Source organism: Paenibacillus baekrokdamisoli (assembly GCF_003945345.1).
GTDB classification, from domain to species: Bacteria; Bacillota; Bacilli; order Paenibacillales; family Paenibacillaceae; genus Paenibacillus_Z; species Paenibacillus_Z baekrokdamisoli.
In genome coordinates this window covers 5,805,521-5,817,827 of the sequence record NZ_AP019308.1, presented here as the reverse complement: position 1 = coordinate 5,817,827, position 12,307 = coordinate 5,805,521, and the positions used below count along the sequence as shown (strand labels likewise).

The 12,307-nt window shown below is 49.1% G+C and carries 9 protein-coding genes; 1 reads left to right on the top strand and 8 read right to left on the bottom strand.

Annotation, left to right across the window (positions count from 1 at the left end):
* The first annotated feature begins 218 nt into the window (after positions 1 to 218).
* On the top strand, positions 219 to 1,457 hold the full coding sequence (locus EKN16_RS25545; RefSeq protein ID WP_125663577.1) for an aminopeptidase: 1,239 nt from the start codon (positions 219 to 221) through the stop codon (positions 1,455 to 1,457).
* Positions 1,458 to 1,550: 93 nt separating this feature from the next.
* Here the strand turns inward: EKN16_RS25545 and EKN16_RS25540 are convergent, their stop codons facing one another.
* The 8 genes from EKN16_RS25540 to EKN16_RS25505 form a co-directional block, all read right to left on the bottom strand.
* On the bottom strand, positions 1,551 to 1,967 hold the full coding sequence (locus tag EKN16_RS25540) for an NUDIX hydrolase (protein WP_125663575.1): 417 nt from the start codon (positions 1,965 to 1,967) through the stop codon (positions 1,551 to 1,553).
* A gap of 89 nt (positions 1,968 to 2,056) precedes the next feature.
* Positions 2,057 to 2,494 (bottom strand): hypothetical protein, encoded by a 438-nt coding sequence (locus EKN16_RS25535; RefSeq protein WP_183530677.1) that lies wholly within the window; start codon positions 2,492 to 2,494, stop codon positions 2,057 to 2,059.
* Between the two features lie 153 nt (positions 2,495 to 2,647).
* Positions 2,648 to 4,798, bottom strand: coding sequence for an MMPL family transporter (locus EKN16_RS25530; RefSeq protein ID WP_125663571.1), 2,151 nt, complete (start codon positions 4,796 to 4,798; stop codon positions 2,648 to 2,650).
* Positions 4,799 to 4,827: 29 nt separating this feature from the next.
* On the bottom strand, positions 4,828 to 6,006 hold the full coding sequence (locus EKN16_RS25525) for an NAD(P)/FAD-dependent oxidoreductase (RefSeq protein ID WP_125663569.1): 1,179 nt from the start codon (positions 6,004 to 6,006) through the stop codon (positions 4,828 to 4,830).
* A 22-nt stretch (positions 6,007 to 6,028) separates the two neighbouring features.
* Positions 6,029 to 6,751 carry a methyltransferase domain-containing protein gene (locus EKN16_RS25520; RefSeq protein ID WP_125663567.1) on the bottom strand — a complete coding sequence of 241 codons (723 nt, stop codon included), beginning with the start codon at positions 6,749 to 6,751 and terminating at the stop codon, positions 6,029 to 6,031.
* Complete coding sequence (locus EKN16_RS25515) at positions 6,744 to 7,856, bottom strand: type III polyketide synthase (protein ID WP_125666670.1); 1,113 nt, start codon at positions 7,854 to 7,856, stop codon at positions 6,744 to 6,746. The genes EKN16_RS25520 and EKN16_RS25515 overlap by 8 nt, the downstream gene beginning before the upstream one ends.
* Before the next feature lie 143 nt (positions 7,857 to 7,999).
* Positions 8,000 to 9,343, bottom strand: coding sequence for a cytochrome P450 (locus EKN16_RS25510; protein ID WP_125663564.1), 1,344 nt, complete (start codon positions 9,341 to 9,343; stop codon positions 8,000 to 8,002).
* 220 nt (positions 9,344 to 9,563) lie between these two features.
* The gene (locus tag EKN16_RS25505) at positions 9,564 to 11,915 is read right to left on the bottom strand and encodes an S-layer homology domain-containing protein (protein ID WP_125663562.1); all 2,352 of its coding nucleotides are present in this window, start codon (positions 11,913 to 11,915) and stop codon (positions 9,564 to 9,566) included.
* Positions 11,916 to 12,307 lie beyond the last annotated feature (392 nt).

Sequence of the window (12,307 nt, the reverse complement as noted above, 5' to 3'; positions counted from 1 at the left end):
ATTTCACCTATGCTTCCGAAGTTAGTTTTTAGCTCGCTATGTCGTTTATCAAGAAGTATCACTAAAAACTTAGCTTATGCTTCCGATGCTAGTTTTTAGCTCGCTATGTCGTTTATCAAGAAGTATCACTAAAAACTTGGCTTATGCTTCCGATGCTAGTTTTTAGCTCGCTATGTCGTTTATCAAGAAGTATCACTAAAAACTTTTAGGAGGTCCCAATGTCAAACTTAAACCTGAACCAGAAGCTGGAGCAATATGCGGAACTTATCGTTAAGGTCGGCGTTAATGTGCAGCAAGGACAAGAGGTATTCATTACTAGCGCAATCGAGATGGCTCCTTTAGCAAGGCTTATTGTAGATCGTTCCTACGCAGCCGGTGCAAGCAACGTCCATGTGGATTGGACGGACGAAGCGCTCTCAAGACTCAAATATGAAAAGGCAGCAGACGAGATTTTCACTTCTTTTCCGGCATGGGAGTCAGCCAAACGCAACGCTTTCGTGGAGAACGGCGCTGCTTTTATCGCTCTTATTTCGCCCAATCCAAGCTTGCTTAAAGGCATTGATCCACAGCGGATCAGCAATTTCCAGAAGGCAGCAGGCCAAGGCTTGGCTGAATACCGCCGTGCCATTCAATCCGATAAAGTCGCTTGGACCGTTGTCGCAGCTTCCTCTAAGGAATGGGCTACAATGATATTCCCAGGCGTATCCGATGAAGAAGCCGTTGCCAAGCTGTGGGATGCCATATTCGAAACTGTACGGCTTAACACAACCAATCCTGTTGAAGCATGGGCCGCGCATAACGCTAACCTGCACGCTAAAGTGGATATCCTGAATACCAAGCATTTTCGCAAGCTGCATTATCGGGCAACTGGAACTGACCTTACGGTAGAGCTGTCGGATAAGCATCTATGGGTGGGTGCATCCAGCACGACGAAGGACGGAATTGCTTTCATGGCCAATATGCCCACGGAAGAGGTATTCACCGTACCGCTTCGCGAAGGCGTTAATGGATACGTCTCCAGCACGAAGCCGCTCAGCTATGGCGGTAATATTATCGATCGCTTCAAGCTGACTTTTGAGACCGGACGTATTGTTAAGGTCGAGGCGGAAGAAGGCGAGGATATGCTGAAGCGACTGGTGGACACCGACGAAGGCTCACATTATCTGGGCGAAGTTGCTCTTGTTCCGCATGAATCGCCAATCTCGCAGTCGAACATTTTGTTCTATAACACCTTGTTTGATGAGAATGCTTCGAACCATTTTGCAATCGGAAGTGGTTATGCCTTTAACGTCGAAGGTGGTAAAACGATGTCAGCCGAGGAGCTTGCAGCAAACGGCGTCAACTCCAGCATTACGCATGTCGATTTCATGATCGGTTCTGCGGAGATGGACATCGATGGCATCTTGGATGACGGGACAATTGTACCGATCTTCCGCCAAGGTAACTGGGCGATCTAATTCTCAGCATACAAAGGGCCTTCTAACTGTAGTCATCCGCTACGTTTAGAGGGCTCTTTGTCCATTCACTAAAGCTATCCCATCCCATCTCATCTAAGAAAACAATGAAAAAACATCGTTTTTCTCAAAATCATCAACAATGCCTTGGGGTAGTAATCGTCTTAATTGCTCATTGTTAGACCATTGATAATCCGTATGTTCCTCTGAGAGAACAACATCGTTCCGATTACTTCGGCATAGGTAGGTAAGAATAATAACCTGTCTTGTCGGGTCAGTTTGAAAGGTCGTGGCATATAAAATTCTCTCCACTAGAATATCCAGCCCTGTTTCTTCCTTCGCCTCTCGCACCAAAGCATTTTCCAAATCTTCTCCAAACGAAATCTTGCCTCCGGCACATTCCCATGTACCTCCACCAACAACATCGTCGCTAGCACGCTTCATAATCAATACTTTACCGTTGTGTTCAATAACGCCCTTAACAGCAACAACAATTTCATTGCGTATAGACAACACTATCCCCACCCATATTCATCACAATTCTAAGTATCCAATAGCGCTAGGATTACATCATTTGCCTATTCCTGAGCTAACATTTAAGCTTATACCTCAGGTAGTTCAGACGGTATGAAAAGCTCTTTCACATCGATTCCGCGTTCGTCTCGCAGCTTCAAATCTCGCAGGAAATCGAGAAATCCGATCTGCGGCTTCCAGCCTAGCACGCTCTCCGCTTCGGAAAGATCATGCTGTTCCACCTGTTCAGGGAGCGTGATCGCATATTTGGCAATCAGAGCCTGTGCACCTTCGACTTGCGACTCGCACCATGTAGGTCCCTTGATCCGAAAGTCATTCACGACCTCAGCCGGCATGCCGTGATTCGTATGAACAATCGTAATCAATAACTCGAAACGCCGATCTAAGGCAGCTTGAATGGATGCAACCGTAGCCGAGGCGACATCGCGCCGATCTACCCCATTGCGAAGCAAGCTTGAACCGAACTCTAAGTAGGGACGAGGTATAAATTCATGATACCTTAGCATGGCAATGGATGCACACCTCGGTTTCACAATGTAGTGGATCGTGAATGCATAATCAGTCAATTATGAATTCTATATATGTATAGATATTCCTGCATATCCATGCCGTGCCATGCCATTCGTTCGTTCGTTCATTCGTTCGTTCGTTCAACAGGCTTACTGAAACCATCTTGGTACCCACCAGTTCCAGCCGCCCAGCAGTTTCATTAAGGCAGGAACAAGGATTAGCCGAATAATCGTGGCATCGATAAAGACAGCAGCTGCTATGCCGATACCGAGCTGTTTCACCCCCACCACCTCACCAAAAGCAAACGGAAGCGTCACCACGATCAAAATAGCAGCGGCCGATGTGATAATTCGGCTGGATGAGGCGAGTCCGATTCGTACAGCGAGATCATTATCTCCTGACTGCTTATACGCTTCAGATATGCGAGAGAGAAAGAATACTCCGTAATCCATACTGATGCCGAAAACCAAGCCGAATATAAAGACAGGAATCATGATCGCGATCGGATAAGGCTCAAAACCCAAATGCCCCTTTTCAAACACCCACACGAGAATGCCAAACGATGCCGCTAAACTCAATAGGTTCATAGCAATCGCTTTGATTGGAATAAGAACGGAGCGAAAGGCAAGAAACAACACCATAAAGTTAGATAGGCAAATGAATGTAATAACGATCGGAATAGGCTTCATCACGGCATCGAATATCTCCTGCTGGTATTTGGCTTCTCCACCGAGCAGGAATCGCATCTGACCGCGCTCTCCCTCCTGCTCCATGTTGCGAAGCCAATTCTTCGCCTCCTTCGATTCCGGATTCCCCTTAATCGTAATGTCCATAAGCATGAGGTTCTTGTTCACATAGGGGGCACTTGCAAATTGCATGCTCGATCGCGGAGTCTCATTTGAATGCTGAATCTTAACAGATAAACGCTCGGACTGACTGTCATTACGGGAGAAAACAGAGTTCACCTGAAGGACGCCTGCATCCTGTTCTAATCGCTTGTGAATTGAATATGCCCGCTCCCAATCTCCCTTCGTAAGGGCAGCGGCTTGTCCAATCGCTAGGACATAGACATGCGAAGAATTAGGCTCGGTAAAATAATGCTCAAAACTGGCTGCAGCCATGCGTGATTCATAAGCAGAGGGCAATGATGTTGCATCGGGTATAGCTATTTGCAGGCGAGCGAGAGGCAAAAGACAACCAAGCAGAATCATAGATGATAAACCAGCCATTAGGATCGGACGGTTCATAATAAAAATGGCCCATTTTTGCCAAGCACCTCGGTCTCGTTTAGCCCGTTTGGCATTATTTTCACGTTGGAGGGTGGGGGTTAAGAAGGCAAGAAGGGCTGGAAGCAGCGTAACGATAAGCAGCACCGATACTACAATTACCGTCATCGCACCCAGCGCAACGGTTGTGAATATAGGCAGATGGATAAACAAAAGGCCCATTAAACCAAGACTTACACTGGCGGCAGAGAATAAGACAGCTCTCCCTGCCGTACGCATAGTCGTTATTATCGCTTGCTCCGCAGGCGCATTCGCTATCTCTTCACGAAATCGGCTTACAAGCATCAAGGCAAAATCAATGCTAAGCGCAAGACCTACCATCGGAATAACATTGAGCACGAAGTTCGACAGCTCCATTCTCGTCCCAAGTCCGTACATGATTCCCATGGTAGCAGTGACTCCAATCATCCCAATAAGAACGGGAATCATCGCGGACGCAATACCCCCGAAAGCCAGCCATAAGATGATGAATGCAGCAGGCAGACCGATAAGCTCCGCCTTTCGCAGATCATGCTGACTCGCCCGGTTAACATCAACCTGGACAACGGATTTGCCAGTCAACTGAACGGAAATGTTGTTATCTCGGGGCATAATCGCATGAATCTGCTCGACTAGGGACTGCATTTCGTGCGGCTTTTGCCTGAAGGTGAGCAGTGCGTAAGCGGCACTTGACTGCAGCATGCCTTCTCGTTCCCACGGGGAGACTTGCCCAGTCCATCCTTGGACTTCTCTTAGCCTATCCAGTGTTAGTCGGATAAAATGATGAAATTGCGCTTCGCTCACCGTATTTTTCTTCTCGAACACTAGAATAATAGGATCTGCAGGTATGCCAAATTGCGAGGCCATGGCTTGTTGTACCTGTATGAACTCACCTTTTGGCAGCAGACCATGGTCCTTCAATACGGAGGGCAGCTTGGCAGAATAAGGCCCGAGCACACTTAATAGCAGCAGCCAGATCAGCATGAAGGTCTTTGGACATCGATATGCAAGAACGCCAAGCCTCACGTAGCCCATCCTAAGTTCCCCTCTATTCACGGCTTACTCTACAAACGGTTGTCCTTGAGCCTTGTGGCCTGCAGCAATCCGGCTCCCATACTTGGCACAAGCTTCGCCACAGCTAAGACGGCCTTAGATAATATCGGCAGCTCACCTAGACTTTGAATCCAGTGTCCATAGCGCAAAGGACCGCTGAATTCCCTCTTCAGAGAAGCAGCATACTCCAGCTGCCAGGTCTCACGAGAAATGGCCCCTTTCAGATAAAGATCCGCTAGGGGCGTACATATCCGTGCTGATCGAAGGGCCATCGACATGCCATCTCCGCAAAGGGGTGGAATCATAACGGCTGCATCCCCTATCAGGGCATACTCGTCCCATGCAAGAGGTTTCCTATTCAGCTTCACAGGAGAAACCGCTGATTGCGATCCAGCCACGGGAATGGCCCGCTTCAGCTTATCGCCTAGCTTCTGATTATGACGAGCGGCTTCCTTAATGATGCCTAGAACGGATTTATCTCCCTCGGAGCCGGAGAAAGCCTTCTGATCAACTAAAGCGGCTGCATTCACTTCACCACCAGGAAGCGGAGAAAGACCCAAATAACCTCCCGGAAAGAAATACAGCTCGACTGCCGAATCCAAGGAAACATCGGTATAATGCGATTTTACCCCCAAATAAGCGGACTTCTCCTTATTCATGCTTTGCTTTTTCCTGCCATTATGCATTTCTAGTAACTTGCGGTCCTGCTGCTGACGATGAACACCCATAGCCCCGATCACCGTTCTTGCATGGAAGTATTCCCGTTCTCCATCCCGCCTCGTTTCAATGAGAAAGCCATCCTGAGCAGGAGCAACGGACATCACCGTTACACCCGTGCGCAATTGCACACCCGCTTGCTGAGCGGCATGATGTAAAGCGGCATCCAACACATATCGACTAATGCCCCATGCCTTATTGGGCAGCATAACCTCCAATGAATCACCTTTACTTAAGGTTAGGCGTGCCCGATCTATCAAGGCCGGTTGGAGCGATTCCACCACCTTGTAAAGCCCAATCTCACCCAGCATCCCTTGAAATTCTGGCGATAAGAATTCCCCGCATACCTTATGACGAGGAAATTCCTTACGGTCAATCAGCAGTGTATCCCAACCCTTATCTGCCAAATCTTTTGCCGCACAAGTTCCCGCTATGCCAGCACCAAGCACGACCGCATCATAAATACGTTTCATCTGATCAGCTCCGTTTATGGACTCAGACTCTGTCGCTTCGTATAACAACAGCATAGCGGAATAAAGGAATCCATCTCGCCAGCAGCTTCACGCCCTGCAGCGAGCGCTCGAGCTGGTTCCAATCCTCGCGCCGAAATCCTTTGGCTACAGAGAGCGGTCCATCATGACGAATATAACGGTTATTCGATACGAGGCGTGTAGTCATCCAAACGGCTGTCCACGGTATCCAATGACGGTGAATATCATTGATCACGACGCCCCATCGGGACGCTTGAAGCAGGCAATCCACTACACGCGGCAGCTCCTCATTGGCAAAATGATGAACGAATTGCCCCGCTGTCACAACATCCGCTTGCTCATCCTGAACATCCTGAAGTGAGAACAGGTCTCCGAGAATGACCTCAACCTTCGGTTCATCCTTATAGAATAGCCGCGCCTCCTCGCAAGCCTCTTCCGTAATATCTATTAAACGAATGCTCACTTGAAGTTCATTTCTATCGGCCCATTTCAATAAACGCCGGTTGATGTCACCCGAACCGCAGCCTACATCGAGTATCGTAAACTGCTTCGGTTTGCCCGCTTCTCTCCATAATCGCTTCATTCCATATAAAGTAGGGGCGGCTGCATGGAAGATTCGATTCAGCTTCCGAAGATGACGCAGAGCTTCAACAAGCTCCGGTCCTCCCTCTGAAAAGTCATCCATCAGCTCAGGTGATAAGGCGCGATATTTCAACCTATTAAACATAAGCGATTCGGATAATCTCAGCCGTAACCCCCGGACCGAAAGCCAAGGCCAAACCAGCTGCCCGTCCCGATTTCCGTCTCCGGAGGTCATCTCTCATCTCTTGCAGGACGAACAATATCGTTGCCGAGGACAGATTGCCATAATCCCGAAGGATCCGCCTACTGTAGCTTGTCTGCTCATCGGTAAGTGCACATAGATCCTGAAGGGTATCCACGATCCCACGACCACCGGGATGGATGGCCCACAGCTCAGGCTTGTCCTCCACGCGTAAGAAGCGATCTAATTCCGCAGGCAAATATTGACCCAATATTCTCGGAATGTTCGGAGATAAGTACAAATCAAAGCCGCGATTGCCCACTTCCCACACCATTTCCTCTGAGGAATCTGGCAATAGGACGGACATATCTTCCCCCAATTGCAAATATCCCTGATGTTCGTCTCCCGCACAGCCAACAATACAGGCAGAAGCCCCATCTCCGAAAAAGGAAGCTCCAAACAGCGCTTCTCTCTTCCCAGACGGCTGAATATGAAGCGTGCACAGCTCCACGCAAACAATTAATATAGTCGCTGACGGTGCAGCCGCTATCAGCTGACGGGCTAGGCATATAGCCTTCAATCCAGCCGCGCAGCCCAAGAACTGAAGGGGGATTCGGTTGACATGCGGTGAAAGCTGAAGCTCCTTCACAAGCAAAGCATCTAAGCCAGGAAGATATTGCCCCGTACAGCTGACCGTAATGATATGTGTAACGTCTAAGGGGTCCGCCCTGCTATCGAGCAGCGCCAGTCTCGCCGCTTCTAATCCGAGCGGCATAGACTCCCGCTTGTACACATCCATTCGCTCTCTCGTAGTCGGAACTTCCTCTAACGGAGAAGAAGGAAGATATCTGCATGCAGCCGTAGAGCCTACTAAGGATGGCTCGCAGGTGTAGCGGGTCTCCACGCCGCACTGCTTGAATATCCGTCTAGCCCAACGAACCGAATCCGGATAATCGCTTAAGGCCTCGGCCAAACGCGCAGATACCTCGGATTGCACAATCCGATAAGGTGGGACAGCCGTCCCTATTCCAAGGATGGAAGCGATAGGTGCCCCCTTGTCCGATTCCATGATCATCCATTCATCCCCTCGCATGTATGCTTATCCATGTTTATTCCCATTTCCATGGAAATATGCATTGAGCTTGTACAAAAAGGGCGAATGAGAATAACCTCACTCGCCCTTTCACTATGCGGTAGGAATAGGAAGCCTCCCTATCGACGCCGCGGAATCATCCATCGGCCTTTCTTTATCCTTAGAGAGACGAGCGGCTCAGGTACCGCTTCTCCTTGGCCCTCCACCGAGATGAATGAAAACCGTTCTGCCAGCGTGCTTACAATAAGTGCCGCCTCCATCATTGCGAACTGCGAGCCTATGCAGCCGCGGGCTCCGCCGCCGAATGGAAAATAGGCAAATCGCGGCCATTCCGTCAGCCCGGCATCGAATCGCTCCGGGCGAAATGCTGCAGCATCCCCGAATACCTCGTCATTGCGATGGATCGCATACGGGCTAATGATAAAGCTGCTATTCGCGACGAAGCGCTGTCCCAGCAGCTCCACATCCCGCTCCGCCTCGCGGAGAATGGCCCAAGCAGGCGGATATAGGCGAAGCGTTTCCTGCACGATCTGCTTCGTATAGGTGAGCTCGCGATAACGTTCAAACGGACCCAGCCGCCCCCCCGTCTGACGCTCCTTTAAGCGCATGGCATCAAGCTCTTCATGCAGCCGATCCTCTACTTCCGGCCCACGCTCCAATAGATACCATGTCCAGACCAACGCATTGGCTGTCGTTTCATGCCCAGCAAGCAGCATCGTCATCATCTGATCACGAATCTCGACATCGGTTATCGGCTCACCGGCTTCATCCTTCGTATCCAGCAGAAGTCCAAGCAGACTATCCGCGTATCGATCCGGTTCTCGCTTGGCAGCCGCAATCGCATCATAAATCATCGTCTCCAGTGTTCGAATGGCCCTTTTATGCGCCATATTGCCTCGTGTAGGTACGGAGAAAGGAATGATAATGGGCGAGAAGATGCTTTTGGCCGAATGACGTATGGTCATATCAACCGCAGCAGCAAGTTCTGCCTTATCCGCATCTAGATTGGTATTAAACATACTACGCGCAATAATGCTTAGCGTCAGCTGCATCATGCGATCATGCATCGGAATGGCGACTCCATTCTCTAGTTGATCCGCACAACGGAGCGTTTCCTCGACCACAATTTGCGAATAAGCCTGAATCCGCTCCTTATAGAAGACAGGCGTCAAATAGCGTTTTTGCCTGTGATGAGTCTCATGTTCGGAAGTAAGCAAGCCATCACCGATCGTTCGGCGCAGCACACCAGAGCTTCTCCCTTTCTGAAAATAATCATCCTGTCGCACAAGGATCTCTTGTATAAATTCAGGTGAATTAATAACATAGGTAGGCCGAAAGCTGCTAGTCCGCAAGGAAATGACATCGCCAAGCGGCAGCGCATCGACTAGAAAGCCGAGCGGATCTCGTTGAAACCTCAGGAAATTAGCAACCCTTGACGAAGGAATACCGACGATGCGCGACATCTTTGACCCCCTCTAGATTCAAAATAGCTTTCCCTCATCATACCCTTCCTCAGCGCGCTTCTCAATCTTAGACCTCTAAGCCTCTAGGTGGTGATCTCAAACGAACAGCAGCTCCCTGATGACCGCACTCATAATGCAAAAAGAGTGCCGCCACTTGATGATCAAGTGGTGACACTCTCCTTCTACACCTTATTCCTTTACTCGATTACATTAGCTGCGCTTAATCGTTTCTGAGCGGAGCTTCCTGCAGCGCCGCTCGTTCCGAGAGGAACCGGAAGAACGCTGCAGACGCCTCTGCTCGAGTCACTTGGCGTTCAGGCAGGAAGCTGCCATCGGTCAAGCTCATGATATGAAGGCCGACAACGATAGCCGCCTGCCCCTTCTTCTTCACCTTGCTCTCATCCTTGAAGGAAACATTGAAGAGATCCTTATGCTCCGCAAGCGAGTTATAGCCAAGCGCTCTGACGATCAGCTCCGCCATCTCTCCTCGATCAACCTTTCCTTCCGGATTAAAGGAACCGTCTCCAAGATCAATTAGATTCTGCTGCATCGCATCCTGAACATAAACATAATAGGCGGAAGAAGCCGAGACATCACTAAAACTAGTTTTTGCTTGGTCTGAGGCGTACATAATAGGTGGACGACCACTGTTCATAGCAAGCACAAGCATCTTAATGAGCTCGCCTCTTGTTATGACTTGGTTAGGCCTTACTTTGCCATCAACAACATCAAGTGCCTTGTAAGCCACCATCAGTTCCAATTCACGCTGTGCCCAGTGTCCCTCTACATCGATCGCTTTGGGTTTAATCAGCTCGGTCGTTTCGCCACTGTCGCTGCTTCGCCATTGGCCTGTTTGCGCATCCAGAAAGACCGATTCATCTCTTGGCTTGGATACCAATCGGTAAACAAGCTTCGTTGTGGATTGGACATCTTTATCATCACCTTTAAGCTCGCCTGACGCTAACATGAGCTTATACTTCTCCGGTGGAATAGGCTGCCCATTAATTTGGAAGGATGTTTCCGTTACATAGGTAAGCTCAAGCTTATAATAATTCATCCAAGCGTTAATGGCTTTATCCGCACTGATGACAGCCGGTGTTTGAGCAGGATAGTCATAGACCGACAGATTCGACCACAGCTCTTGAACGTCACCCGAACTAGCGTTAATCGTTACCTGAATGGAATCACTATCTAAGCGTGCTCCATCAATTTTGCGAACGAATGAAAAAGAGTATTGATTGTTCCCGTTATTTTGCCGTTCCAGCTCTACTTCACTCTGTTGACGAATATATAGCTGATTTGTCAGCCATGGGAACTGCTTTTTCACGAGCTCCACCGCTTTGGTCTTCGCATCATTGTAAGTGATACGGCTCGTCGCTGCACTCGAATCATCCGACTGATAGCGATAAGAGCTGAAGTTGCGGATGATACCCGTGTCGCTATCAATGGAAGCATTGATGCTGCCTACTTCTTTATCACCGCTCTTCAACTGCCATCTCAAGCTCCAAGAAGAGGATGTTGTGCCACTGTTGCCATCTTTATATTCGTTGTAATTCGCATCCGACTGGACAGCATCCTTCGGAATGGGAAAAGCAGCCTTGATAGCTTGCGCAGCTTGCTCGCGCGTTAATGCTTTGCCTCCCTGCGGTTTACTGCCGAGTGCTTTATCCGTTACTGGCGTCGATGCCCATTGGTCTATGCTATAGAGCGGCTGCGTCAATTGACCTGTGACCGCATCGATAGTGACAGGCTGCAGGTCATAGCTAAGAATCGGCTTGCGTGGCTCTTTCATTTGGTAGGGAGAAACGTAGACCAGCTCCGGCTTAACCAAGGATCGAATCTTCGCAGCCGCTTCGGTTAGCGACAAGGAAGGCTTCTGCTGGTTGAAGATCAAGCTTTCATTCCAAGTCACTTCATAACGCAGGATGCGGCCTTCACTATCCACATCAACGTCGATGTAATTGTCCATGTAAGCAATATCGCCAACAACGCGATCGAACCGGAGAGAATGGCGAACCTGACCATTAAGCGGCGGCTTCAAATCATTGCCATAGTCTTCGTCGAAACGCAGCTGATCCTTATAAGCAGGTGTTTGCTTTGCAATGAAAGCGAGCGCTACCGTACGCGCTGCATCACGATCAACCTTCAATGGATAAGAAGGCTTCGCATTCGGCTCATCCACATATACATTGTAAGAGGTCAGCAAGCCGCTGTTGGCATCGATGCCAACGTTGATTGTACCCTTTTGCTTACCGCCTACTGTCTTAACGAACGCAAGGCTCCATATATCCCGACTGTTCATCCAATTCGAGCCGCTGTATAGATTAGCATTTTGCAGCTTGTACTCTGCTGGAATACTAACGTAGCTGCGAGCCAGAGCTTCTGCCTTTATCTTAGATATCGAGGAATCAATTAGACTTCCTTCCTTTAGACTTCCTACCGTACCACTGCTCACGCTCGCTGACGGAGCTGACGGTGCCGATCCGTCCGCGAAAGCAGACCCCGGCACAGCAGCCGTCAATGCAACAGCCGCACATAAAGTCAGCATCCACTGCCTATTACCAATACCCATCCTGTATTCCTCCCCAAAATGTATACGTGAATAAGTTCCTATGTATGGTTAAACGTTTACATTTTGGTAATAGTTGCATCTTTTTTGGGTCAACACTAAAATAAGTGCTTGATAAATTCGAAGCATGGTGCGTAGAAGGCCGCTGCGCGGGCGGATCATTCTTAAGGGTCGCTGTTGTCTCCCTATTTCTTGATTCTAGCCCTCAGGGGTAGAAATCCGGAGACAAAGGCGAACGCTATCGCTTCTTCAGAATGATTCCGTCCGCTTCGCTTTTGTTTCGTGTTGGCAAGCACTGATCCCTACCAAAATAGAAAGAGACCGGATGGTATAATTTTCGAACCTATATGTATATAGCGGTAAAATAGCGGTAATTGTGATATAATGAATGAAAG

Coding starts and splice junctions, on each gene's coding strand:
- EKN16_RS25510 (WP_125663564.1), bottom strand. CDS start 9,343: ATGTCGCGCATCGTCGGTATTCCTTCGTCAAGGGTTGCTAATTTCCTG.
- EKN16_RS25505 (WP_125663562.1), bottom strand. CDS start 11,915: ATGGGTATTGGTAATAGGCAGTGGATGCTGACTTTATGTGCGGCTGTT.
- EKN16_RS25530 (WP_125663571.1), bottom strand. CDS start 4,798: ATGGGCTACGTGAGGCTTGGCGTTCTTGCATATCGATGTCCAAAGACC.
- EKN16_RS25535 (WP_183530677.1), bottom strand. CDS start 2,494: ATGCTAAGGTATCATGAATTTATACCTCGTCCCTACTTAGAGTTCGGT.
- EKN16_RS25525 (WP_125663569.1), bottom strand. CDS start 6,006: ATGAAACGTATTTATGATGCGGTCGTGCTTGGTGCTGGCATAGCGGGA.
- EKN16_RS25515 (WP_125666670.1), bottom strand. CDS start 7,856: ATGGAATCGGACAAGGGGGCACCTATCGCTTCCATCCTTGGAATAGGG.
- EKN16_RS25545 (WP_125663577.1), top strand. CDS start 219: ATGTCAAACTTAAACCTGAACCAGAAGCTGGAGCAATATGCGGAACTT.
- EKN16_RS25520 (WP_125663567.1), bottom strand. CDS start 6,751: ATGTTTAATAGGTTGAAATATCGCGCCTTATCACCTGAGCTGATGGAT.